Below are 25,358 nucleotides of genomic sequence, written 5' to 3'. Positions count from 1 at the left end.
CATCTTCCCCAATCATCCGATACAGCGTCGTATGGCATTACATAGTCGCGGTGGCCAAAAAAAATCATCGCCAACTCAAGATCCTGGCCCCCCTCAGGCAACTTGCTCTACCTTAGCGACGGGGCCTTTAGCCTCGAGCAGCTCCCTCATCACGGTGACATAGCTTTCGACAAAATCAGATGTCTGAGCCTCAAGCTGCGTATAGGGGCCGGGCCTGTAAGCGCGCGAACGCACGCCTTGCGCATTTTCCTCGATGATCTGCTTGTCCTGTTTAGTCGTGATGTCCCACATCAGCGTCATCGCATCCATGTCGATAAGTTCCAGATCGGCGTCTGCGTCGACGAACCATGTCGCTACGACGTCAGTCTCCTCGACACCTCGCGGGATAAACTGAAACAGCACCGCATGATCATTATAAGCGCCCATGAAGCTAAATCTTCCAAAATGCATGGCGGTCTCACCCCCGTCATAATTGGCAAAGCCCCCCATGAGTGGCGCAACCGCCCTCCCATCCTTGGACTGGGTCTGGCGGCCAAGTCCAATGGGGTGGCGATACAAGGTAAACTTCATCTCATCATGCGTGCCAGCGACGCGCACGGTCCGGTTATGCTGATCGTCACCAACCTCTGCACGCCAGTCGTCGACGACCTTACCCCATTCCTGCGCTGCATTGTCATCCAGCATCGCCGACACCTTTACATGGCCATTCATCCGGAAATATTCCGGGTGGGACGGACGACAGTGATAGCATTCAAAGAAATTCTCCAGCACCAGCTTCCAGTTGGCCTGTGTCGGATAGGATCGGCGAACGGCGATTTTTGCATGATCCAACCCATGATGACGCAAAGCAGGTTGCAGCACCTCTTCCGCACGGGCCGGGTCGGGGAGATTTTCGGCATCTGCGCCGCATAGAATCAGGCTGCCGATCTGGCGCAGCGGCACTTCATGCAGCCCTAGCTCGGCCGGATCGACACCGGCAGGAAGGTCGCGTGTACTTTGCAATTCGCCGGTCAACCTGAACGACCAAGCATGATATGGGCATACGAGCAAGGGAGAATGGCCATCTTCCTTGCAAATGCGTGATCCGCGATGGGTGCAAACATTATAATAGGCGCGGAAACCAGCATCGCCGCTGTTCACGACGATGATCGACGTGCCGAAAAGCGACCGGACAATATGGCTCCCCTTGCGGGGCAGTTCGCTGGCATGCGCGATCACTGTCCATTGGCGCGAAAACCAGATGGCTTGCTCTACCGCGAAAATTTCGGGGTCGACATAAAAAGACTGTTCCAGTGACCAGCCCTTTTCGTGCCGATCCAATAGACCATGCAAACTGTTTGTCGTCATCTCATGCCTCCCTACGATGCGCGGGACTTATCCCGTTCGAACCTGAATTTCTCGCGACGTCAACCAAGCAGACCCGCTTACCCGCAATGGCTTGGCCCGAGACCGGCATTGCGGATTTCAGACTTTAGCCTGCGCCCAGGGCAAATTACCATACACAACTGTCTCGTCAATCGACAATGCCTCGATAAATTTCGTGACCTGCCGACAAAGCGGTGCCAATCCGCGCCTGCGAATGCGAGAAGATTACCGAGACAGAGCTACATTCCGTTGCCGTCATGCTGGTGCGGCACGCATGGTTGACGGCCATCGTCATGCCGACCCGGTTCATTAGCGCAGATTCCCGGTGTGGGGCCGATCGGCGCGACGTTGCTCATCATGAAAACGCCGGATCCGCAGCTATTCAAGTCCGGCCGTGATTTCGCAGCCTGGATGGGTCTGACGCCAAAGGATCATTCGACTGCTGGCAAAGTGAGGCTCGGGGGTATCACTCGAGCAGGCGATGAACTCCTCCGAAGCGCGCTTGTAGTGGGCGCGACCGCAGTCGTTCACCATGTCCGCCGAGCAGGTGGACGAAATGCATCGCCATGGATTCTCGGCTTGATAGAAAGAAAAAGGCCAAAGCTCGTCGCCGTAGCGCTAGCTAATAAAACAGCGCAGATCGCCTGGATGTTGATGGTGACCGGAGAAACGCACAGAAGGGTTGACCAGCCAGCCATGTTGGCGGCCGCTTGAGAGATCGGCCGGTCACGATGAGCGTAACATAAATGCTATCGTGCCGAGTTGATGCGTGATCTTGCAAGACATGAGCAGATGGTGCGATCGATCGATCCACGACGTGTGACACTCCGTCATTTCCCGTGGCCATTGCAGGCCGCTGCCGTGTAGGAACACACATCGCGGAAACCATCTTGGCCAGTGGTGATGTATGACCACGCTAAAAGGCCGTACATATGGAAGCAAACGATCCGACCGAAATTTTTTTCTACTCAGCCCTTGTAAGAGAGAGTCGGACACATAAGGAAATGGCAGGCATCAAAGCTGACCAACGATCTGGAGAAGGCTGCGTGAGCAACAGCACTATCGTGCGGATGAAGATTACGCTGGACGATGTGACACCGGCCGTGAGCCGAACGCTGGAGGTGCCGCTCAATATCCGCCTCGACCGTCTGCACACCGTCATCCAGACCGCCTTCTCGTGGACGGACTCTCACCTGTGGGAAATAAGCTTCGGGCAGACCGGCTTCGGCATCCCTGATCCTGAATATGGCTTCGACGGGCCGCTCGACGCCCGTAAGGCCACTCTCGCCCAGGTCCTGGCGGATACGAGGCGCAAGACCTTCCGATATCTCTATGACTTTGGCGACGCCTGGGAGCATAGCGTCAAGATCGCGCGCGTCGGCGCGGCCAGCCCGCACCTGACATATCCGCTCATCCTCGATGCAGTAGGCATGCGGCCGCCAGAGGACTGTGGCGGACCATGGGGCTATGCCGAAAAGCTCGAAGCGCTCGGCGACCCCCAGCATGAATATCATGAAGAAGCGCTCGATACCCTCGGCGACGACTATGATCCCAACGCCCAGCCCGATATCCCCCTGATCGAGGCAAGGCTGGAAGCTCTCGCGAAAAAATTGGCGCCGCGGACACGCCGCAAAGCCTGACAGACCGAGTCAAAGCCACCTTCCGTCGGCGCTTACCTTAGGTTATCTGCAATGACACTTCCAAAGGACGGGGCAATAGGCATCCCGCCGGTAACAGTAGCGAGTATGAACCCAGTGATGCATTGGCAGTCCAGATAGGCGTACGCATCCGGTGAGGACCGCGGCTACTGACGGTTTTCTGGGGGATTTGGCATCTTACTTGCCGAGGAAGGCCTTGACGCCTTCTTGAGCGAGCACGTCGCGGAATGCAGCATCGGCATCGCGGTCGGTGGTGAATAGATTGTCCCAGACCGTCGAGGTGCCGTGCTCGTTGACAACCTCGAGGGACCAACCACGTTCGGTGGCGAGCCGGACGATGTTGATGGTCAGCCGTACGCCCGCCTGTTCGATGGACCGGCAGAGAGAGGATTCATACCAGCTTCCATTGATGCTGACTCACGAGGGGGATTCCCAAGAGGCTGAATTTCTGAATCTATGGCTTCCTTTTGGAGGGCATGGCCATGGGTGCAGCGATCGGATTGCGGAACGACTTTGATGCAGTGGGCTTGAGGCGACTGGCGCGTGCGACAAGGAGCGCGAACCAGGGCCGGCGGCTGCTGGCATTGGCAGAAATTTATGATGGTGGACGCCGCAGCGATGCCGCGCGTATCGGCGGAGTGACGTTGCAGATCGTGCGCGACTGGGTGGTGCGTTTCAATGCCCAGGGTCCGGACGGACTCCTTGATGGGAAGGCACCGGGCAAGCCACCGTTGTTGAATGATACCCAGCGCCAGGCTCTTGCGGAAATCGTTGAAAGGGGGCCGATCCCGGCGATCCATGGTGTTGTGCGCTGGCGGCTGATTGACCTGGCGCGGTGGCTCCATGACGAGTTTGGCGTGTCCCTGACGGAAACGACCGTGGGGCGGGAACTGAAGAAGCTGGGTTATGTCAAACTGACCGCGCGCCCACGTCACCATGCCCAGAACGAATATGCGATGGAGGACTTCAAAAAGGGGGCTTTGCAGCCGAGCTGGCAAAGATCAAAGCCGCCCTCCCGCGCGGCACGCCGATAGAGGTCTGGTTCCAGGATGAGGCCCGGATCGGCCAGAAGAACAAGATCACTCGCCGCTGGGCCAGGCGCGGCACCCGACCGTCGACACCCAAGGACCAGAGGACGAAATCAGCCTACATCTTCGGCGCCATCTGCCCGGAACTGGGCAAGGGCGCTGGTCTGGTGCTCCCGTTCTGCAACACCCAGACCATGTCGCTGCATCTGGCGGAGATATCGCTCGCTATCGAACCAGGTGCCTACGGCGTTCTGTTGATGGATCAAGCCGGGTGGCACATGACCGGAAAGCTCGAAGTGCCGGAGAATATCAGCATCATTCCGCTGCCGCCCAAATGCCCTGAACTCAACCCGGTCGAAAATATCTGGCAGTTCATGCGCGATAACTGGCTGTCCAACCGGATATTCACGTCACACGACAACATCATCGACCTTTGCTGCGAAGCCTGGAACAAGCTGGTCGATCAGCCGTGGCGCATCATGACTATCGGACGCCGCAAATGGGCGCGTGGGTTGTGATCAATGCAGGTTGGTATCAAGAGACCTGTGCGCGGGTGGGCGTAGAGCTATGAAATCGCGCAGATATTCTATGACTTATCGATCCGGCCTGCGCTTTGCGGTCGGAGGCGATATCATGCTGGAACGGAGAGGATATTCATCGCGCGCTTGAGGTTGTAGGCAATGGCGGTGAGGTGGACTTGGACGGCGGCTTTGGCGAGACCTCGCCATCGCATTCGGCGCAGGCCGTAGCATCGCTTCCATGTACCGAAGATCTTCTCGATGCGGGCGCGCACGCGATGGATCGGTTGATTCCATTCATGGAGCTTGCGGAGCGTTTCAGCTTCGTCGCGGCCCCACATGCCGGTGGCGACGATCCGGGGAATGCCACCCTTTGCCAGCACGGCATCACAAAAGTGATTGCCGCGATAGGCGCTGTCGGCAAACACCTCGCCGGGATTGTCGGGCAAGGCACCGGGACCTGCCTTGCCGTCATTGATATTGGCGGAGGTGACGGAGACTTCCTCGACCAACGCGGTATCCGCATCGGCGCCCACGTGAGCCTTGAAGCCGTGAACAGCCCGTTTTCTTTTGTGCTTTACCCAGCGTGCATCATCATCGTCTTCACTGGCCGAGGTAATGATGGTGGCATCGACCAGTGTACCGATCTTGACCGTCACCGCTTTGGCCTTGAGCTGCATGGTCACGGTTTCAAACAGCGATCGGTCAAGCTGGTGCGCAGCCAGCAGTCGGCGGAATCTGACAAACGCAGTACGCTCTGGCGTCGCCTCATTAGCGGAAAACCCACAGAAGCGGCGAAAAGAGGCCCGGTCGTCCAGGGCCTCAGCCAACTTCACATCGGACAGATCATACCAGATCGACAACAGGAGCGCTTTGAACATTGCCAGGGGCGGCCAGGCGGGCTCACCTTTGGAGGCCGGATAAAGCGGATCGAGAAGAGCCGCGACCGCGTCCCAATCAATCAGCGATACCAGCGCATCGAGCGATGACGTCGTGCGCTCGGACCCTGAAAACCCAAATCGCTCCTGACCAATCGAACGCTGCACCACGGCCGCTCTCCTCCTTGGAAAGCCCATAGAATCAGCAATTGTCGCGCCTGTCTACGCCCACCCGCGCACAGGTCTCATCAATCAGTTCGGGTTGCGGGTCAAATTCCATGCCGTGATGCTATGAGATCACGGCTCCAGCTTCAACGCTGCTGGTTTCCAATTCCATGGGAGCAGATCGCCAAGCCGATTAGCCGGATGACCGGCGATGCGGGCAAGGACGTCGGCGAGCCAAGCCTGGGGATCGAGGTCGTTGAGGCGACAGCTTTGAATGAGTGAAAACATGATGGCGGCGCGCTGACCGCCGCGATCGGAGCCGCAAAATAGCCATGCTTTCCGCCCGAGTGCCATCGCAGGGTCATTCTGCCCATGTCGGGCAGATGGTAGAGTTTCATTATCGCTGGCATCCATATTACGGCAGTCGTTTTCGGCATGAAGGCCGCGAGGACCGGGCCAATGGGGCGATGATCCGGGTAGAGATCAGGCCGGGTGAGATCATCCAGGTCGCAGAGTGGATGCTGGACAGGGCGTTGTGCGCCGACATGGAGATGGGCGAACCGCGCGTTGCGGTGATTGGGCTTGTAGAGCTTCATGGACTGCTTACCGATCGCGGTTTCAGGCAGACTTCGACGGATGGACTCACGGCCATCCAGGAGGCGCGCCATGAAGGCACTACCACGACCCTCGTCGCTACCGATGCTGACCCAGCAGCTGAGCATGCCGCTCGATACGCCGCAGATGCGAGGCCTGAGCGAGGCGCAGCGAAGCGCCGTTGTTGCTAGGCTGGCGACCCTCTTGATGGCCGCAGCTGGCGTCGCGGCGAAGGAGGCCATTGATGACGGGCAATGATCTCCTTCCAGTCACGGTGCTCAAGCGCAAAGCTGTGGTGTATGTCCGACAGTCGACCCCGGGTCAGGTCCAGAACAACCTGGAGAGCCAGCGCCGACAATATGAGCTTGTCGATGTTGCGCGACGCTGGGGATTTCACGATGTCGAGGTGATCGACGATGACCTTGGTCGGACCGCCAGCGGCACTGCCGACCGCCCCGGTTTCGAACGACTGGTCAGCGGCCTGTGCACGGGCAAGGTTGGCGCGGTGCTTTGCTTGGACGCATCGCGCCTTTCCCGTAATGGCCGGGACTGGCACCACCTTTTGGAGCTGTGTGGCCTGGTTGAAGCGCGCGTGATCGATCTCGACGGGGTATACGATCCCTGTCGGCCAAACGATCGATTGTTGTTGGGCATGAAGGGCAGCATCAGCGAGTTTGAGCTTGGCATTTTGCGAACACGCATGCTTGACGCGGCGCGCGCCAAGGCAAGGCGGGGAGAACTGCGCTTCAGTGTTCCGATCGGCTATATCTGGCACCGCGAATACGGCCTGGGGCTGGATCCCGATATCCGGGTACAGGAGGCGATCCGCCTCATCTTTTCGCGTTTACGCGAGCTTGGCAGCGCCCGCCAGGTGCTGATTTCGCTGACAGCTGACAATTTCCATTTTCCCCGCCCTTCTGACGGCCGCAAAACGGTGTCCTTCGACTGGATGCCGGTTCGCTATCGAAGCGTTATTTCGATCCTGAAGAACCCCTTCTACGCTGGGGTCTATGTCTATGGTAAAAGCGAGAAGCGAACCGAGATTGTCGATGGCAGGGCACGCAAAAGTTACGGCCACAGCAAGCCCTTTGGAACGTGGGAAGTGCTGCTCCAAGATCATCACGAAGGCTATATCGATTGGAGTGAGTTTGAGAGGAACCAGCGCCATATCGCCATCAACGCCTTCGGACAGAAGGGCGGTATCAAGTCGGGTCGTGGTGGCCGTGCATTGCTCGCGGGCCTGCTCACCTGCGGCCGATGTGGAAGACGGTTGGGCGTTGTCTATTCGGGCCGGCCTCCGGGTCATCCCTATTACCGCTGCGAACGTATCAACCAAATGCTGGCCAAGCCACGATGCATGACTTTTGGCGCATCTCGCATCGACCCTGCCATAGGCAAAGAGATATTGAGAGCCGTGACGCCGATGGCGATCGAGGCCGCAATGGAAGCTGATCGGGCGCATCGGGATAATCTGGAAGAACGGCACCGCATGGTGGAGCTGGACTCGCAGCAAGCCCGATACGAGGCATCTCTCGCTGAACGTCGCTATGCTGCCTGCGACCCTGATAACCGCCTGATCGCTGCCCAACTCGAGAATAGCTGGGAAGCAGCGCTCAGACGTGTGGAAGCCTGTGAAGCGGGTTTGGCCCAAGCACGACAAATCGATCTGACCGCGCCGGCACCCGATTTTGCTGGCATTGCCACCGACCTGGAGAGCGCTTGGCGCGCGCCTACCGTTGACATGCGTTGTCGTCAGCAGCTCCTTCGCGCCCTCGTGACTGATATTATCGCTGACGTCGATGAAGAGCAACGTGAAGTCATTTTGACGATCCACTGGAAAGGTGGCCAGCACTCCCAGCTGCGCATTCGCAAACCCAAGGCCGGCGAACATGGCCAGAGTACGCCCGAAGCCGCCCTTGCCATCATTCGATCCATGGCCACCCGGTGGTCCGATGCAGACGTTGCCGCCACTCTCAACCGGATGGGAATGCAAACCAGACAAGGCAAGACCTGGACAGCGCGCCGTGTCGGCTCGCTGCGCACTGTCCACAAAATCCACGGCTACCGATCCGCCGAAAAGAATGGAGAGTGGCTCACGCTGACCGAAGCCGCCAAAAAGCTTGGAGTTACTGCCCATCGGGTGCGTCGACTGATCAAGGAGGGCGTGCTCCCTACCGAGCAAGTTGTACCCGATGCGCCGCACCAAATCCGAGCCACGGACCTGGAAAAGGACGAAGTGATCCAGTTCCCGCGTCACAGAGGCCCGTGTCGCATCAAAATGGAAAACCAAAAGTCCCTGTTTCCGGACATTTGAAGAGGAGGTGTAGTATGAATCGGTCGTTGCTACACCGCGCAGGGCGTTTTCCACAAGATTGTTGCTGATCTCGAGCCGACCGTCGTCGCAGTAGCGGATCATGGCCTGCCAGCGGTTGAGCGGATAGCGACACGCACGCGCCAGATTGCTGTCGGAAGACAGGCCACGGTTCTGTGTTTCGAGCCAGACGCGCAAAGCCTCCAGCTTCGGTACGGCCTTGCCTTGGCGGATCCGTCTTCGCTCATCGGGTGGCGCACCCTTGATATCGCGCTCGATGGCGAAGAGTTCGGCGATCCGCACGACCGCCTCCGCCGCGATCGGCGACGGGCTCTTTTCCAGTATGTCGGTAAATTTCCTGCGCGCGTGACTCCAGCATCCTACTTCGACGATGCCCCTGGGCGCCTTGGTTTTGGGGTCGCGGTAAAGCGCGTTATAGCCCGCAAAACCGTCCGCCTGGAGATACCCCTGATAGCCAGCGAGATGTTCTGCCGGATGCGCTCCGCCACGATCTGCGCTGAAGCGGAAGGCCACGGCAGGCGGGCTCATGTCACCGCTTGAACGGTCATCGCGCAGATACACACCCAGAAGTGCCCGGTCCGGCTGCCGTCACCATTGCCCAACAACGTGACCGGCGTGTCGTCCCCATGGATCTTGGCGGCTTCCCGGATATAGGCGAACAACCGCTCGCCCAGCGGCGCCAGCAGCCATGCCAGCTTTCGCGCCCAGCGGCTCATCACATCTCGATCAATGTGAAGCCCAACGCGGCGGAAGATCACCGATTGCCGGTGCCAGGGCTGATGATCGACAAAGCGGCTGACGACCAGATGGGCCAGCAAGGCGCTGCTCGCCATCACCTTGGGCAGCGGCAGATCGACAGCGGGCACCTGGCAGATCTGCTCGCAGGATCGGCACACCAGCCTGGGCCGGATATGGCGGATGACGCGGAAGCGCGCCGGGACATAGTCGAGGACCTCGGTGACGGCCTCGTCGATCTGCACTGACGGTCCATTACAACCGGAACTGCATGGACTGGGCTGATGATCGACAGTCTGACGCGGGAAGTGTGCAGGAAGTGGCGCGCGGCTGCCGGGTTTACGGGCCGTTCTCCCCACAGGCGCCGTCGGCACCACATCGTTGGCGGGTTCCGGCGCCTCGACCTCTTCGAACATCAGCCGCAGCTGGGCGATATCCATTTTCTCGGAGCTGCGGCCGAACTGGACGCGCAGCAGCCGCGCGACACGATGCTCGAGCTTTTCGATCCGCAAGGTCTGGGCTTTGACGGTGGCTTCCGCGGCCCTCAGTTCGGCCCGTTCCTTCTCCATGACATCGGCCATCTCCAGCAGCATTTTCTGCAGGAGAACCGGGTCTGTGGGAAGGCGATCAAGGGCGAACCGCATGGCCTCGACCATAGCGGAAGCCCAACGCAAAACCTACATAAAATGGCGGTTTTCCTGATCTTTTTGGCTATGCGAGACTCGGCGTGACGACCTCGTCGTGGACGATCGCCTGCTTCCAGTTCAGCCCTTCAACCAGCATCGCCATCTGGGCTGCCGACAGGCGGAGCGCGCCCTCATGAGCACGAGGCCACACGAACTTTCCGCGCTCGAGACGCTTCGCATACACGCATAGCCCGGACCCGTCCCAGACCAAGGCCTTCAACCTGTCGCCCCTTTTCCCGCGGAACAGGAAAACCGCCCCCGAGAAGGGATCAAGCTGAAGAATATTGCGCACCTGCGCCGACAGCCCATCAAACCCCTTGCGCATGTCGCACGGCGCCAGCGACAGATAGATTTTCGTCGAAGGCGGGAACGCCAGGCTCAATGATCCAGCTCCCGCAGGACATCGAGCACCTGTTTCAGGGCGGCCCGATCGACCTCGCCATCAACCAACACCGTCAGGCCGCACCGCCCTCGAACCTCGATCCGCCCAGCTTCTCGAGTTTTGGCCGACGGCGATGATGCTGCCAGTTCGACATGTACGAAGCCTGCCATCGCTCCGCGGAGCAGTTGCTTGCGCCAGGTATAAAGCTGGCCTGTTCCAACGCTGTGCCGCCGAGCCACGGCCGAGACGATCGCCCCCGGCACCGTCGTCTCCTTCAGGATCGCCAACTTCTCCTCGTCGCTCCAGTGCCGACGCCGCTCCACCCGTACAAGCGCTCCGCCATCACCGCGACCGCTCATACGAGGCTCGTTTGACTGCTCGATGTCCATACTCACGCCTCGTCAAAGGCCGCGAGCTTTCCTATTCCGGTGCCGGCAACAAGGCCGCCTTCCGTCGGCGCTTACGCATCCACTGCTCCTAAGCCTGCTCTCGAGAGCGTTCTTAAGAGCAGGCCCATACCTCACGACAAGGCGCGTATCGCCGAATGGATACAGATAGGCAGCCATAACGGGCACTGCGAAGCTCAGGCTGAAAGCGTCAAAGCATCAAGACGGTGACGGCAATTGCGGCAACATGTCCGCCCCTATGTCATGGGGTAAATTGCACCGCAGCAATTTTCGCCGTTTAGATCAGGGCCTCCCAGATGCCATCTAACGCCGCGCTTATGTCAGGCAAGAAAATGGCGTAGGCTCGATCTCATAGTTATGTACAAAGTCGTGGGGCAATGCCGGACCCCAGTTGGCAAGGCTATCTTCCATTTCGTAATTAGTAGGTGTCCACAAATTATAGTCGTCGATATGATCCATATCGGAATAATATTCGAACCATGAGCCCCATGGATCTTGAATATAATGGAAGAAATTCGATCCTATGGTGTGACGCCCGAAACCCCATTGCCCGCGCGCCGCGCGCTCGGCCAGCAGTGCCCCGCCGCGCCCAACCGCGTCAGGATCTGTCACCTGGAAACTCGCATGATGAAAACCAACGCCAGGTGATTTTGCAAAAGCAACCACATGATGGTCGCTATCCTTGCGCGCGCAGCAAAAGGCTATGATGTCTTGTGCGTGATCGGCAAGCCCCATGTGGAGCGCGCCGGTGAAGAACTCGACGCTTTTTGGCACGTCAGGAGAAAATACGAGTATGTGCCCAAGGCGCAATGGCTTCACAGTCGGCGTGGCGCTGCGCGGTAGCATGGCTGAACGCCGGGTACGAACGATCCGCCCCGGTTCGTTGATCGCGAAAGGCTCGACAGCAGCAAGTGGCGCATCAGGTTGCGCATCGACGAGATGCACAAGCATCCCGTGGGGATCCCTCACCCAGAGCCCGCTTTCGTCATGGCCAGACGGCGCATCTACCACCGTACCGCCAAACTGACACACCCGCGCCCGGACCGCATCGAACTCCATGGGATCCGCTCGCAAGGCAATATGGTGCAGCCTCTTGCGATCCGCACCGCCCAATAACACGATACTCTCGTGCGACACGTCAGGGCATCGCACGATAGCACGCTCCTCCTGCTCCTCAATCACAAAGCCTGCGTCGCTATAAAACGCGATGCCAACGTCCAACTGGGGAACCTCAAGCGTCACCGAATATGCAGATAGAACCGCCATGTCATCCTCTCGCTCTTATTATCGGGCGCACTATTGACAAGTATTTGTCGTATTGGACTGGCCTTGTCAACGCTGCTGACTCTATAAGCGATCCGCGCAACCCGAATGCTTTGGATTCCTATTGTCGAATGGTCCGCATAAATGCGGAGCCAGCGGATCTTTCAGATTTGAACTCATGAGAATATAGTCTGGGCAGCACCGTCGCTGTCTAGCTCGGTCCATGCCTGATGCACGCGCCTACGTCTCGACGCCGCAAATGAGAGGATCTAGAGAACCGTTAGGTCCGTCAATCCTCGCTTTCATTCACCGTGCGTAGAGTGACCTGCGAAATGATCTGCACTGCGCTTTCAATCGCCGTCGCGTCAAAATGATCGCCAACTTCGTTGATCCAGGCAATCTGGCGCGCGTTCATTTCGTCGCATACTTCGCGGCCCCTCTTTGTGAACCGGACCAGCTTTGCGCGTCGATGGTCGGGATTGTGCGCGAGTTCAACGATCCCCTCTTTGTTGAGCGCATTGACCACCCAGAGGACGCCCTGACGGGAAAGTTCGAACTCGCGCGCTATTTGCGCGACCGTCTTGTCGCCCCGGTCAATCGCGCCCATCACCTGCCAGCGAGCCGCTGTTAGGCCCAGATCCCTTCCCAAATGATCTCCCGCACGCAACAACCGCCCATTGGCACGGAAAATCATGAAAATCAGTTCGGTCAGAGCCGTTCCAGCGGCGGTCCGCTTGTTACCAGAAGATCGCTTCGCCAAAATAGTTCACCTCCACCTGACGGGATAAGGGGGTTAGTGAGCGATCCTCCCGCTTGCAAGTCCTGCATGCCTTTGCTGGGCACGTCTTGCCTGTTGCGCTACCAGGCAGCTTCCGTTTCCACAGCGGATAACTCGGCCACAATCTCGTTCCAGCGGTAAGATGCCAGATCTACAGGCTCGTGCACCTGACCGCAGTCACAAGTACGTAACGCATCATCCTGGTTGAACGCATCGACGATCCGCAGATAGCCCGCCTGCGGTAGTTCCGTGTCGGCATCGAACGTCTCCTGAAAGAGGATTGCATGACAATGCTCACAAAAAAAGGTGACGGCCTCAAGGCCGGCATGCTCGGCCTTGTACCGATACATGATCGACGTGTCCTGCGGAACGACGCGATGCGTGACGCCGGCGGGGATATAGGCATAGTCACCAGGTACCAGATCGAAGTACCGCACTGCGCCATTGGTCATCTCAATGCGAGCCTTGCCCGACATCTGAACCAGCACACTGTCTTTCTGGAAGGTCAGATGAAAAGGCTGCGGCCGGTCGTTGCGACTAAGATGAAGTTGCGGGTCCACACCCGCCACCATCACCGGATATTCGTCGTATGGCCCGGCATCCCGGGCAGCCTCGTAGGTGTCGAGCATGTGCTTGCGTGGCATGATATCCCCCTTTAATTCGCGGCTTCAGCGGCGCGAGCAAGCAATTGCTTGCGACCACGCTCGGCTGCGACCATGTTTTTATAATAAGCGTCCCATCCCCAAACCGACACTGGAAAGGGCTCGCTGACCGTGCCGCATTTCGAGCAGGTTCGCGCCACTTCACTCTCATTGAATGGCTCAAGAACAATTGCGCCCTCTGTCAGCGTTTCGAGCGGCGGATGGAAGCCGGGCGTTTTTGCTGCCTGTGCGCTTTCTTCTGTCTTTGCCGAAAACTCATGAACAAGCAGGGGATTCTGGCAGTTATCGCACAGGAAGCCGAGCGTCTCGCCTTGCGGAATACCCTCTTCCGCCTGGCGCTGCGTGACGACAATAACCATCAAGATATCTGGGTCGCTCATATCTTCGAAGAAATTGCCTACCAGATGGGTACGTGCGCCGACATGGACAAATCCCGAACGCAGCCGGGACTTTTCCGATGCGAAGCAAATTGCGACTTCATCGACCGAATTGGTGTGATTAAAGGCGCTCATGTCGCGATTTGGACCTCCCCACATGATGCTCGCCGCAGGTACAAGCTCCCCCGCGGCGCCATAGGGAAAGATCGGCATCAACGCGGTATTCGCGCCACGTAGGGCGTGGAATACATTGGTCTGCAGGGCTGGCTTATTTTCGACAGGCGGCTGAATTTGCCGAGGTCCCCGGGTTCTTTCCATCATCACTGCTCCTTCTATCGATATTTGCGTCAGGCCGGCTGATGCGCGTTAGCGGCCTCCAGCCAGCCATCTAGCCAAGCGACGGCTTCTTCTTCTGGGAATGTGCCGCCCTGCCGATCATGCTCGAGGCGATCGACAAGGCGTGTTGCCCCCAGGTCCGCAAAGAGATCATCAAATTGCGCGCCGCCGCCGCAAAAACTAGCCGAGTAGGTCATATCGCCCAGCGCTACTGTACCATATCGCACATCCGACAAGTCAGGCCGTTGGTCTCGTAAGGCGTCGAAAAATGCCACGCTATTATCCGGGATGTCACCATTGCCATGCGTAGATGAGCAAATGATGAAGAGCTTGCGGGTATCGAACATCGCGAGCGCCGCCTTTTCCATCGGGACAAGGAAGGGTTTGATGCCCTTTGCCTTGAGCGCGTCGGCCATTTCATCGGCCACGAATGTCGCCGTACCGCCCATGGTGGCGACAAGTATGAGGACAGGTTCAGTGATCATGGCGGCCTTGCATTATGTTCTTGGTGAACGACAGGAGTGTCACAGCAACCCTGCCTCGGAATAGAAGCGCGCAGCGCCTGGATGGAGCGGCAACGGCGTCTGGAGCAATTTGCTCGGCTCAAGCGGATAGCTGAGCGGGCTACGCTCGGGCGGGATATGACGATATTGACGTTCAAGCGCCTCACGCGTTTCTACGACGCACCAAGTCAGCAGATGAGCGATATCGTCCGGAAGGTCATCGCGAACGACTAGAGCAAAATCCGAGAAATCGAGGGTAGGCAATGGCACCTTAAGGCTTTCCCAAAAGCCAGCCGGCAAGATGTTGCGCCGATATCCCAACTGTCCCTCAAGCTTTTCGAGGGCCTGCTCTTCGACTGGAAGCGCTATCGCGTTGCGCACACGCATCGAATCCACCCACCAGGGCGTCATGATGGCTTCTTGGACGACCGCATCGACCAATCCATCGCGCATCTTGAAAAGCGATTGTTCAGGCCGTGTCGCCGTAACATATTCGCCACCCCAGGACCGAAGCGTCGCCTCGTCAATACCATGGGCTTCCATATAACGCTGGGTGACATACCCTATGAAGTTCGTGCCATCATCGGCAGAGACAGCGATTCTTAGCGGCGGCTTCTTATCGCGCAGTTCTGCAAAGCTTGAAATTCCGAACTTGGGATCAATCGCCATGACCAGTCGGTCATTTTGCGGCAAAACCGCCAGTGCGCGCAACGAGGGCATCGGATTACCCGCAAAGATACCATCGCCCGTCAGCGCGTCGCCTAGCAGCATGGCAGGGGTTGCTACGCACATCTGTGCCTCGCCGGCGTGGACAAGCTCAAGCGCCTCGATGCCGCCATGACGTATGCTCCAAGTCGCCACCCGCGATCTTGGACCGGCCCGATCGCAAAATTCCTGCGTAAGCCACCCGCAGATGCGGTGGAAATTCGCCTGCCCCCAGTCGCCGATGAAATTGAGAGTAACCGAACGTTCGATCGCAGGCTCGCCTGTGTGCATGACGTTCATGCGATCACCCGGTTTTCAATGGCACCGATGCCGTCAATCTCGCATCGTACCACGTCACCGACTGCCAGGAACAACTGTGGCTCACGCCCGATACCCACGCCTTCAGGCGTGCCAGTCGCAATCAGATCGCCGGGCTCGAGCGTGAAGGCGGTCGAGAGATATGCAATCTGGGCGTCGATCCGATGAATCATATTAGCGGTATTGTTCGATTGACGCAGGTCACCGTTCACAAAACAGCGTAGATCAAGACACTGAGGATCAGGCACTTCATCCGCCGTAACGATCCAGGGACCAACAGGACCATGGGTATCGAACGACTTGCCCATCATGAAGGTAGAAGAGTGGAACTGCCAGTCGCGTGCAGAAACGTCATTAGCAACGACATAGCCGAAGATATAGGAAAGCGCATCTTCAGGCGAAACGCCCTTGGCACGCTTGCCCACGACCAACCCCAGCTCCACTTCGTAATCGAGCTTTTCTGTCACTCCTGTCTCGATCTCATCGAAAGGCCCTGATAGGCATGTCGTCTGCTTGTTGAACCAGATCTGATGCTTGGCTCGCGCGACGCCCAGCTTGTCTGCCTCTTCGAGATGCTTCTGGTAGTTCATCCCAATAGCCAAATACTTGCCTGGGCGCTCCACCGGCGCGAGCAATTGAACCTGCGAGAGAAGGAAATCCCCATCCCTTACAGCCGCAATGTCACGCAGGGCCGCAAGCCCGGCGTCGCCGGCTTCAATGATCTGCGCCATTGTGGCATAACGACTGCCCGCCGACTGTATGTCGATGACCTTGTCATTCTTGATGATCCCGACGCGAGGACCAGCGCCTGCGTCAAACCGCGCTAACTTCATTTTCACATTCTCCGGCATTGTCGCGCGCGCCCTTCAAATGGACACCGTGCTCTTTCAAATCTGCGATCAGCGATTGCACAAGCGCACCGCTGTTGGCGGCGCTGCCTCCACCATAGACATAGAAATCCGGACGCACGATCATTGCATCCCAGCCCTGGGCGTCGAGGAACGCATCCAGCCTACCGTCGCAATCCCTGATTGATCCAGCCTGATCATCAGTCGCCACCTCGAGCCTGACAAACTTGGCGTCAATTGTTGCAAGCTGTGAGACAAGTTGTTTATCAAGCCCGCGCCGCCAGTCAAACCCGCGGCCTATGAATACAAAGCCTGGGCCGGTATAATCATCCAGTCGCAACTTAGAGCCGTCACTCTCGATCGCAACATGCGGTGAGAGCAAGCCTGCCCCAGCGTTTAACCTTAGCGAGCTGTCGCGGTGAAGCAGTCCATCGATCAGCTGCGGGAACGGTGGAGGCGGCTCCGCCGCGCCGCTCAGAAACGCATGATCTCGCGCAGCGGCCTGTTCAAGGTCTGGAATACAGATCACCTTGCCAAGATAGATCGACATGTCGATCAACTGGCTGACATGCGGTCGGCGTTCCGGCTGATAACTGTCCAGCAGCCGATTGTCCGCCGTGCCGTCCAGCAGGAGACCAAGACGCCAAGAAAGATTCCAGGCGTCCCGTAGACCCGAGCACATCCCCTGCCCCATGAAAGGCGGCATGACATGTGCCGCATCGCCCGCCAATATAAGGCGGCGATCATGCCACCGATCCGCCAGGAGCGATCGGAAATTATAGACCTTATGCCTCACCAGTTCGACGTCGTCCGGGCCTGCCCAGTCTTGCAGTAGCTCCCAGACGCGATCTTCACCCTCCAGATCGGCTATCGACTCACCCGGTAAGCGCATGAACTCCCATCGCCGGAATGTCCGGCCGTCGCGAACACCTGCTGGAACGATCGTCGTGGGCCTTATCGGATTGCAATATTGGCCCGCCGCTGGAATGCCCAATTTTTCGGCCGTAACGCCTTCCTTTAGCAACACGTCGATTACAAGCCAGTCCGCTTCAAACCCTCGATCTTCCTGCCCCCCTCCGATGGTGGTGCGGACAAGTGAGTTTGCTCCGTCCGAGCCGATTACATAGCGCGCCGAAATGGTCCTCACATCATTAGTTGCTACATTGCGCAAGGTCACATGAGCCAGATCGTCATCCTGACGAACCTCTATCGCTTCCCATCCCAAGAATATTTCTACCGTCGGTTGCTCCAGCACCGCCACGTCCAGTGCCGCCTCGAGCGTTGGCTGGTGAACGAAGTTAACTTCGGTGCCACCAGAAATGGAACCGGCGGACCAATCGATAACCAGCAATTCCTTCCAGTCGGCATTGAACCACTGATAGGGCGGACCGGGATGAGATATCGATGGCAAGACAGCACCCAAGCCGTTCGCGCTGAGCACTCGATACAGTTCATGGTCGATGCAGACAGCGCGAGGCAACGGATAGCGCTGTTCCCAGCGTTCACAAACAGCGACGCGTCGGCCCTGGCGCCCAAGCATAAGCGCCAGACCTTGGCTCACAGGCCCATAACCGACCTGAATTACGTCAAAAGGAGTATCCCCCATAACATCCTCTCCACGAAAATTAGTCTGCTTTGGTCGCCACGGACCCCAGACACTGCTTTATTTGACAGAACTTTGTCATTCCGACATTGTCTTGTCAATGCTTCATTGCGCGAATGATAGCGCGTCCAAATCGACGTGGGCGCTTGCATTTCGTCAGCACACGCATCGAAAGATGCGCCGCGATATTTGCGTCGCCCTTCGATGCGCGAGGAACCGTTGAGTCTTTAGACTGGAAGCAGAATCTCGGCAAAGAACGCCGCCAGATCCTCATGTGCGCTCAAAGGAAGTACGTGCGCCACATATTGGTCAGGTCGAACAATGACGATGCAACCCTCAGCCCGGTTGATACCGCGCATATCGAAAATATCACCCGCAGCACGATCGACACAAAACATCTTTTCATAATCGCGCAGGCCCAGCGCGCCCCGGACGGGCAGTAGGAGCGCGGGTAGCGAGCCAATATCGAGCTCGCGATGTGGCGTTTGAAACACCGCCCGCACGTCGATCACCGAATCAATATCGGCATGGCCTGGCGTATGGCGCACGATCGGCGAATGGGCATCATTCGCCAGAAAATTGCATAGCCGCACGATACCGGATTCTTTCATTGCCGGATCTCCAGCGCCGGCAAAGGCAAAGAGCCGCCACCTGCCATCCGCCACGAAAGCATGTCCCAGCTGCATCGGCTTGGCATCGGCAAGGCGGACGACTGGTGCAGAATGGAAGCGCTTGCCGATTGGGAAGCCGGTCGCCAGCGCTTGGTGCGTGGGCTCACCTGTCAGAATCGAGGGCGAATTACCGCTCGCTGTACCGGCTGTATAGTGTCCATGTCGCACAAAATACGCCTGTACGTCAGCCGGGTCCACTCCTGCGCCATCAGGGTCACCCGCTTTCCTGAGCGGGGCACTGAGCAAAGCCGCCCATTCCTTGTCGAACTCAATAAGTTCGCGCGCAATAGCCTCGCGCTCCTCGGAGTAGGTACGCAAAAGTTGCGGCGCGCTTCGCCCTTCCAAGACTGCAGCCAGCTTCCAGCCAAGATTAAAGGCGTCCTGCATAGAGACATTCATTCCCTGCCCCGCCTTTGGACTATGCGTATGGCAGGCATCGCCCGCTATGAAGACCCGGGGCACCGCATTAGTTGGAGCATTCTCCTTGAGATCGTCGAACCGGTCGCATAGCCGCTGGCCGATCTCATAGACGGACCACCAAGCGACCTCGCGCACATCAAGCGTGTAGGGCTTCAAAACACGCTGCGCCGCAGCGATTACATGATCGACGCTCATCTTGCGAGCGGCAACCCGTTCGCCATGCTCCAGTTCGTCTAGCTCAACATAGATGCGCGCAAGATTCCCGCCCTCGCGCGGGATCAGCACGATGCTCCCGTCATTTTCGGAGTTGATGACACCCTTAAGCCGGATGTCCGGATAGTCTGTAACGGCTAGCACATCCATAACGCCCCAAGCCTGATTGGCAGAATCGCCTTTCAGTTCCAGTCCGATTGATCGCCTAACCGAGCTGCGAGCCCCATCGCAGCCTACAACATATCTTGCCCTAATTGTTTCAACTTCCCCTTGATGCCCTTCATCGCTTCGCTCCAGCGTAGCTGTGACAGGGTAATCCACATCGCCGTGAGCATCCTCGGATACCTGTGCAACCACCAGGTCTAGAAGCTTCCGGCTATAATGGGGTGTCAGGCGTGTAGGACTGTTGCGCATAGCTTGCAGAAAAAACTCGTGGACGCGCGCCTGGTTGAGGATGACGTGCGGGAACTCCGACAGACCAGGCTCAGTATCATCGATACGGCCCGTCCGCACGATCCCAGCTTCTGCGTCGGGGCTGGGCGTCCAGAAGGTCGTTTCATTGACCCAGTAGGATTCACGCAGGACCCGATGCGCAAATCCGAACGCATTAAACATTTCCATCGTCCGGCATGCGATACCGTCAGCCCTTCCAAGTTCTAGGGGGCCAGGCTGTTGATCGACAATGCAGGTCTTGATGCCTGGAAACGCAGACAGTTGGGCCGCCAAGGTCAGTCCGGCAGGCCCACATCCCACGATAAGGACATCTACTTGCGCCGGCGCAGATACCCCAAGAGTGACAGGCGAGATGCCTTTGGCAATCGGAGCTACTTCTGGGTCTCCCGTGCGAAAGCCATTAAAATGAAATTGCATAGTGAAATCCTCTCACAATCTTGCAGATTTGCGGACCGCGATCTCATGCGCTGGTGCTTAAATTTCCTGCAGGCCCTGCACGTCGTCGAACGCTGCAAAGTTATTTACGTGCTATACTGATTATCAGTATGCTGCAACTGTTAATTGTTGGTATTGCCGGTAGGGAATAAGCTTTAGCTCAAGGCAAAGCTGGCTGCCGGACCTAAATCGCTTAATCGCATGCAGGTCAGGGCGACAGGCGGGCAAAGACTGAATTGTCAAACATGGCTTCCGTCAAGGCGCGCACATTAGGCGGACAGCCAACCTCGCAGAGCTTGCGTGACAGCGGCCGGTGCCTCGGCGGGAGCCATATGACCCGCACCATCAAACTCCACATAACGCGACCCGGTTATCTGTTGTGCTAGCGCCCTAACCTGGGCCGGCGGGCTCCAGATATCCAGTCTGCCAACGCCGACGAGCGTTGGCACGGTAATCGACCCGAGGAGTGAAGCGACTTCAGGTCTACCGAGCAACGCTCTAATTTGCACTTCAAACCGATCTGTGCCCGCAGCACGCACCATCTCTCGCAGTCGTCGCATTAAGGGGTCCACGCGGTTATGTGGGGCAACCATCGGTGGAAGCCAGGCATCTGTTAGGGCATCGATTCCCGCCTTTCGACCCAGCGCCAATAGCGCGTAGCGCTTGCGCGCTTCCTCAGAATTGGGCGCATGGACCCCTGTATCAAGCAACGCCAGGCGGACAAAGCGTTCGGGCGCCGTGCGCCAAAGTTCAAGGGCCACCCGGGCGCCCATTGAATGGCCTGCAACGGCACATCCACGAGGCATTACCTTGAGCACACGATCCGCCATCTCGGACAAGCTATCGGCAGAGCCATAGTCGGCAACCACGATCGTACGGTCTTGCTGGAGCGCCACGATCTGATCTGTCCAGATGCGGTGATCACACAGGAGCCCCGGAAGCAGCAACAGTGGCTCTTGAGATCGTGTAACAGGAGACATATTTACTCTCGATCCTGCTTCAGTCAGTTGGCGAACGCGCCTGCTGCAAGGGGGCGGCAGCGAGAAGGACAATGAGAGCAATCAGCGCGAGAACGGCAGGCACACCACCTGCTAATATGGTGGTGCGATAAGGGGTAGCTGGGTGCACCAGGAGCGCACCGATCAGTGGAGCTGCTACCGCACCGAGGCGACCTGCGCCACCGGCAAAGCCCGCCGCTGTGGCCCGGATGGCGCTGGGATAATATTGATTGACGACAGCGTTCAGGCAAAACTGAGACCCGACCACAAAACTCCCCGCACCAATAACAACAGGCAAGAATGCAGCGGCAGAGCCTGATGTGTTCCCAAGAAGGGCGATGCAAAAGATGGAGCCAAGATAGGCTGTTCCAAGCGCCATTCCCGCGCCCTTACGGCGAAGGAGAAGAGCAAGCAAAAGTCCGCCTGCTACGCCCGCTGCACTAAACAACGCGAGCACCTGAGCGGCAAATGAGGCATCTTGCCCGCCGTTCACCACGATCGTTGGCAACCAGATGATGTAGAAATATACCATGGAGAGATTGCAGAAATTTATCGCCCACAGCAGCAGCGTGCGGGCGCGACGCTCAGCGGTGAAGAGCGCGGCAACTGGCGAGCGGGCAGAGGAACCCTCACGCATGCCAAAAGACGAAGCCTCGGCGGGCACCATCGCGCCCAACTTCCTTACCAGCCTTGCGATCCCGGCCTTCCCCGGCCGATGCCCTGCCAACCAAAGAGGGGATTCCGGCAGAAACAGCAGGCAAATGCCGAGAAACAATGCCGTCGTGGCCCCGCCTAGCAAGAAGATCGAGGGTGCTCCATGATCGTTGATCAGTTGCGCTGCGATCGCCCCACCTACGGCTCCGCCGACCGGATAACCGCAACTAACGGTAACAACAGCCAGAGCATGATAACGTCGCGGCATCACCTCCATCGCCAGTGCAACAACCGTGGGAAATGCAAGGCCGAGTCCCAGACCGGCCACGACTCGTGAACAAAGCAACCAGGCAAAACCGGGCGCGATCGCGCCGGCAGCTGTCGCGGTGGCGGCCACTGCCAGGGCGAATAATATTGCCGGACGACGACCCAACCGATCTCCAAGCGGTGCAAGCATGAAGCCTGCTAAGACCATGGCGATGATTGAGGCTGCAAGCAGGGCACCAATAGCCGACGGATCAAGCTTCCACTCGCGCGCAACAAGCGGCGCTGCAAAAGCCATGACCTGGGCATCAAGCCCCTCCGCCATTGCAATGGCCCCACAAAGCCCCACTATGGCAAAGGCATAAGGCGACGGCTTCATGTCTCCAATCGCATCGTCGACGAATACGTCAACGCCCCCGCCGCCCCGTTCGGGAGACGTCGCCGTCTCCCGCCCGGACAGTGATCCCCAAGAAGTCATCAGAAGGTGAAACCCAAGGTCACGCCATAGGTGCGTGGCGCTCGATATTCCGCTACATGCAGTGGGTTAACGAACCGGGCTGATACCACTGTCTTGTCCGTCAGATTTTTGCCGAACAGTTCGACAAAATAGCGCTTGCTTGCAAATGATGCACGCAAGGTTGCATTGAGAACGGAATAGGACGGAATCTGGTCGATGACGAGGTTTTGCGGCCTGGATGTCGCATCATCCTGCCAGAGATAGTCTACACGACCGCCCAAATCGACTGTCTCACTTAGCGGCGTATCGTAGGCAATACTTGCGCCAAAGGTCCATTTGGGCGTGAAGCGAAGCGGATTGCCGCCGATCTGGATACTACCAAAAACATTCTGTCCAAAGCGGTTGAGATCGATAATGTCACTGATGAGACCAGGCCCATATTGAGAATCTGCGTAACTTGCCTGCCCAGATAAGGTAAGACCCGCCACCGGACGCACTTCCAGAACCGCCTCGAGACCCTTAACCTTCGCACTAGACGCATTTTGCGTTTCCAGCGAAGTGCCCAAGGTCTGCGTAATCTGCGGGTTCTTGTAGTCATAATGATAGGCGTCGAGGTTGAACCGCACCTTGTGATCGAACCAATCCGTCCGGATGCCTGCCTGGAAAGCCTTCAGCTTTTCAGGGCGATAATAGGCATTTACGGGGATGCCCGTGTTGACACCGCCCGACTTGAACGCGGTTGAATAATTGCCGTAGAGGAAGATGCCTTCGCGCACCTTCCAGTCGAAGCCGACCTTGAAATCCGTGGATTTGAATTTGATCTTGCCGGCAAAGGGGATAGCAAATGGCGGGCTGAATGGAACCGAAACCCGTGCCTCGCTAGAACCCAGTTTCGTTTCTTTTGTGTAACGCAGGCCACCTGTCAGCTTGAGGCCATCGACGATTTCGTAATTCGCCTCGCCAAAAAAAGCCAGCGAATTGGTTTCCGAATAGGAATCCACTTCGATCGAGGCGACGCGTGCTGGATTAATAGCTATCGTCTCGAACAGGTTGGAGCCGTCATCGTCAAGATAGAAGCCGCCAAGCACCGCCGTCAGCGGACCGCCATCGTCATAATTCAGGTCAAATTCCTGCGACCACGTCTTGGACGCGCTTACATAATTGAAGGAGGCGTTGGCGTCAGCAGGCTGGAACGGCCGTGACTCGGAACCTTTCTTTTGTTCGAAGTCTGTATATCCCGTGATGGATTTGAAACTGAAAGCGTCAGTCAGCTCCCAATCGACGGTCGCCGAGAAGGTATTACTCTTTACCTTCTGGAATTCAGGCAGAACCGTCTCAATTGCACGCGGATTGGTGCATGCCTGCGGATAAGCGGCAAAGCTGCAGCGATTGACGATGATGGCTCCCGTCGAGGATCCATAAGCAACGCCATTTGCATCTGTCACACCAGACAGTGAACGCGTATCGAGGAGGGTGCGGGAGGGTCCGACTGCATCTGAACTAAAAAGATTGGCACGCAGGGTGACCGAGAGGGTTGCGGTGGGCTGCCACAGAAGGGTGGCCCGCCCGCCGACATCATCGGCATCGTCGCCATCTTTGAACTGCGGGTTCAACTGCTGGGCATAGCCGTCATGCTTGTTGTAATAGCCCACTGCCCGCAAACTGAGCGTGCCCCCCAGCGGAACGTTCACCGCGCCGCGGACCTGCAATGCATCGTAATTGCCGTAAGATATGTCACCCTTCGCCTCGAAGTTGGTCGTCGGCGCCTTGGTGATAATATTCAAGGCACCCCCGGTCGCGTTGCGGCCATAAAGGGTACCTTGTGGCCCACGTAGCACCTCGATCCGCTCCAGATCGTAAAAAGATGCCGCCAACGAGACCGGGCGCGCCAGATAAACGCCGTCAATATGCGCTGCGATGGACGGATCATCCTTTGGCTGTGACAGGCCGTCGCTGCCCACGCCTCGAATTGTGATTGAGGTCGCGCCGCCATTGGTTGAGAAATTGGCGCCTGGAACCGACGTGGCCAAATCCACCGCCGAATCGATACCACGGGAATCCAGTCCGCCTCCGCCTATGGCCGTAATGGCAATCGGGGTTTCTTGCAGAGCAGTTTCCCGCTTTTGTGCGGTAACGATGATTTCGGTGTCGTCGACAGATGTCGGCTGCTTTACGGGCACCACATCAGCCGGGTTAGTTTCCTGTGCTAAAGCAGGAACGGTGCAAAGGGTCGCGAGCACCGCGGCACTCAGATGCAATTTGGGCATATACTTCATAGTCCTCTCCCTTATCTGTCAGCCATTCCGGCCGATCATTCTGCTTGTCTGCTGCACCTGCTCTTGCATGGATGCACCTCGCCATTTGCAAGGCAAATCAGGGGTTCGATTGGGTGCTATATTCGTCGTGCACGTTGCAGGTGATCCTTCCCCTGCATTCCAGTCTGAACCTGTTCTGGAATGAAGCAACCAAAAGCGTTTGCAATCTCGACGACTCTATCCCAATCTTATTTGACAGATATTTGTCATTTCGACATTTCCTTGTCAAATTCAAATTGGTTACTTAGCCAGATTGTTTGGACTGTCGCAAAAGTGACACAAGAGTTAGGAATGCATGGGTTTTGACGAAGAAAAAGCGTGAGCAGCCTGGAGGCTT

21 protein-coding genes and 3 pseudogenes are annotated in these 25,358 nt (G+C 57.7%); 5 read left to right on the top strand and 19 right to left on the bottom strand.

What is annotated here, in order from left to right:
* Positions 1 to 93 precede the first annotated feature (93 nt).
* A complete protein-coding gene (locus BMY84_RS25525) occupies positions 94 to 1,347 on the bottom strand; it encodes an aromatic ring-hydroxylating oxygenase subunit alpha (RefSeq protein ID WP_093087702.1) in 1,254 nt (417 codons plus the stop codon).
* A gap of 327 nt (positions 1,348 to 1,674) precedes the next feature.
* Between BMY84_RS25525 and BMY84_RS25520 the strand changes: the two are divergent.
* The 3 genes and pseudogenes from BMY84_RS25520 to BMY84_RS25505 all read left to right on the top strand — a co-directional run.
* Positions 1,675 to 2,079: pseudogene (locus tag BMY84_RS25520) on the top strand (transposase); the annotation flags it as partial.
* A gap of 332 nt (positions 2,080 to 2,411) precedes the next feature.
* Positions 2,412 to 3,005 carry a plasmid pRiA4b ORF-3 family protein gene (locus BMY84_RS25515; RefSeq protein ID WP_256215444.1) on the top strand — a complete coding sequence of 198 codons (594 nt, stop codon included), beginning with the start codon at positions 2,412 to 2,414 and terminating at the stop codon, positions 3,003 to 3,005.
* Positions 3,006 to 3,505: 500 nt separating this feature from the next.
* Positions 3,506 to 4,569 (top strand): IS630 family transposase gene (locus BMY84_RS25505; protein ID WP_093087700.1). Its coding sequence is split into 2 segments (ribosomal slippage): positions 3,506 to 3,997 and positions 4,000 to 4,569, totalling 1,062 coding nucleotides; the frame shifts between segments, so codons are not numbered across the junction.
* A gap of 113 nt (positions 4,570 to 4,682) precedes the next feature.
* Here the strand turns inward: BMY84_RS25505 and BMY84_RS25500 are convergent.
* The gene (locus tag BMY84_RS25500) at positions 4,683 to 5,615 is read right to left on the bottom strand and encodes an IS5 family transposase (protein ID WP_218147029.1); all 933 of its coding nucleotides are present in this window, start codon (positions 5,613 to 5,615) and stop codon (positions 4,683 to 4,685) included.
* A 129-nt stretch (positions 5,616 to 5,744) separates the two neighbouring features.
* Positions 5,745 to 5,966 (bottom strand): annotated as a pseudogene (locus tag BMY84_RS25495) (transposase domain-containing protein); the annotation flags it as partial.
* A gap of 312 nt (positions 5,967 to 6,278) precedes the next feature.
* Here BMY84_RS25495 and BMY84_RS29460 point away from each other — a divergent pair.
* Together BMY84_RS29460 and BMY84_RS25490 are read left to right on the top strand one after the other, a co-directional pair.
* Positions 6,279 to 6,464: a hypothetical protein gene (locus BMY84_RS29460; protein ID WP_143075165.1), complete on the top strand. Its 186-nt coding sequence runs from the start codon at positions 6,279 to 6,281 to the stop codon at positions 6,462 to 6,464.
* A complete protein-coding gene (locus BMY84_RS25490) occupies positions 6,451 to 8,520 on the top strand; it encodes a recombinase family protein (protein WP_093087696.1) in 2,070 nt (689 codons plus the stop codon). The genes BMY84_RS29460 and BMY84_RS25490 overlap by 14 nt, the downstream gene beginning before the upstream one ends.
* A gap of 81 nt (positions 8,521 to 8,601) precedes the next feature.
* Here BMY84_RS25490 and BMY84_RS30920 read toward each other — a convergent pair.
* The 16 genes and pseudogenes from BMY84_RS30920 to BMY84_RS25410 all read right to left on the bottom strand — a co-directional run.
* Positions 8,602 to 9,066 (bottom strand): annotated as a pseudogene (locus BMY84_RS30920) (transposase); the annotation flags it as partial.
* Positions 9,063 to 9,929: an IS66 family transposase gene (locus BMY84_RS25480; RefSeq protein WP_143075164.1), complete on the bottom strand. Its 867-nt coding sequence runs from the start codon at positions 9,927 to 9,929 to the stop codon at positions 9,063 to 9,065. The gene BMY84_RS25480 and the pseudogene BMY84_RS30920, both read right to left, overlap by 4 nt.
* A 55-nt stretch (positions 9,930 to 9,984) precedes the next feature.
* On the bottom strand, positions 9,985 to 10,341 hold the full coding sequence (tnpB, locus tag BMY84_RS25475) for an IS66 family insertion sequence element accessory protein TnpB (RefSeq protein ID WP_256215442.1): 357 nt from the start codon (positions 10,339 to 10,341) through the stop codon (positions 9,985 to 9,987).
* Positions 10,338 to 10,730, bottom strand: a complete 393-nt coding sequence (locus BMY84_RS25470) for an IS66-like element accessory protein TnpA (RefSeq protein WP_093087693.1) — start codon at positions 10,728 to 10,730, stop codon at positions 10,338 to 10,340. The genes tnpB and BMY84_RS25470 overlap by 4 nt, the downstream gene beginning before the upstream one ends.
* A 333-nt stretch (positions 10,731 to 11,063) precedes the next feature.
* Positions 11,064 to 12,014 (bottom strand): VOC family protein, encoded by a 951-nt coding sequence (locus tag BMY84_RS25465; RefSeq protein ID WP_093087692.1) that lies wholly within the window; start codon positions 12,012 to 12,014, stop codon positions 11,064 to 11,066.
* Between the two features lie 286 nt (positions 12,015 to 12,300).
* Positions 12,301 to 12,771, bottom strand: coding sequence for a MarR family winged helix-turn-helix transcriptional regulator (locus BMY84_RS25460; protein ID WP_143075163.1), 471 nt, complete (start codon positions 12,769 to 12,771; stop codon positions 12,301 to 12,303).
* A gap of 98 nt (positions 12,772 to 12,869) precedes the next feature.
* Positions 12,870 to 13,433: a hypothetical protein gene (locus BMY84_RS25455; protein WP_093087689.1), complete on the bottom strand. Its 564-nt coding sequence runs from the start codon at positions 13,431 to 13,433 to the stop codon at positions 12,870 to 12,872.
* 11 nt (positions 13,434 to 13,444) lie between these two features.
* Positions 13,445 to 14,149, bottom strand: a complete 705-nt coding sequence (locus tag BMY84_RS25450) for a hypothetical protein (protein ID WP_093087688.1) — start codon at positions 14,147 to 14,149, stop codon at positions 13,445 to 13,447.
* A gap of 26 nt (positions 14,150 to 14,175) precedes the next feature.
* Positions 14,176 to 14,649 (bottom strand): flavodoxin domain-containing protein, encoded by a 474-nt coding sequence (locus BMY84_RS25445; protein ID WP_093087686.1) that lies wholly within the window; start codon positions 14,647 to 14,649, stop codon positions 14,176 to 14,178.
* Between the two features lie 39 nt (positions 14,650 to 14,688).
* Entirely contained in the window at positions 14,689 to 15,672 is a 984-nt protein-coding gene (locus BMY84_RS25440; protein ID WP_093087685.1) for a TAXI family TRAP transporter solute-binding subunit, read from the bottom strand.
* Positions 15,669 to 16,523 carry a fumarylacetoacetate hydrolase family protein gene (locus tag BMY84_RS25435; RefSeq protein ID WP_093087683.1) on the bottom strand — a complete coding sequence of 285 codons (855 nt, stop codon included), beginning with the start codon at positions 16,521 to 16,523 and terminating at the stop codon, positions 15,669 to 15,671. Before BMY84_RS25435 ends, BMY84_RS25440 begins: the two co-directional genes overlap by 4 nt.
* The gene (locus BMY84_RS25430) at positions 16,504 to 18,144 is read right to left on the bottom strand and encodes a bifunctional 3-(3-hydroxy-phenyl)propionate/3-hydroxycinnamic acid hydroxylase MhpA (RefSeq protein ID WP_093087682.1); all 1,641 of its coding nucleotides are present in this window, start codon (positions 18,142 to 18,144) and stop codon (positions 16,504 to 16,506) included. Before BMY84_RS25430 ends, BMY84_RS25435 begins: the two co-directional genes overlap by 20 nt.
* A gap of 224 nt (positions 18,145 to 18,368) precedes the next feature.
* Complete coding sequence (locus tag BMY84_RS25425) at positions 18,369 to 20,315, bottom strand: FAD-binding monooxygenase (RefSeq protein ID WP_093087680.1); 1,947 nt, start codon at positions 20,313 to 20,315, stop codon at positions 18,369 to 18,371.
* A gap of 287 nt (positions 20,316 to 20,602) precedes the next feature.
* Positions 20,603 to 21,313 carry an alpha/beta fold hydrolase gene (locus tag BMY84_RS25420; RefSeq protein ID WP_218147028.1) on the bottom strand — a complete coding sequence of 237 codons (711 nt, stop codon included), beginning with the start codon at positions 21,311 to 21,313 and terminating at the stop codon, positions 20,603 to 20,605.
* Positions 21,314 to 21,332: 19 nt separating this feature from the next.
* Positions 21,333 to 22,628, bottom strand: coding sequence for an MFS transporter (locus tag BMY84_RS25415; RefSeq protein WP_177204203.1), 1,296 nt, complete (start codon positions 22,626 to 22,628; stop codon positions 21,333 to 21,335).
* 98 nt (positions 22,629 to 22,726) lie between these two features.
* Positions 22,727 to 24,982, bottom strand: coding sequence for a TonB-dependent receptor (locus BMY84_RS25410; protein ID WP_093087677.1), 2,256 nt, complete (start codon positions 24,980 to 24,982; stop codon positions 22,727 to 22,729).
* Positions 24,983 to 25,358: the final 376 nt, after the last annotated feature.

The sequence above is a fragment of the Sphingobium sp. AP50 genome (assembly GCF_900109095.1).
Classification (GTDB): domain Bacteria; phylum Pseudomonadota; class Alphaproteobacteria; order Sphingomonadales; family Sphingomonadaceae; genus Sphingobium.
Note: the sequence above shows the minus strand (reverse complement) of the source record. Positions and strands in the feature narration are given on the sequence as shown.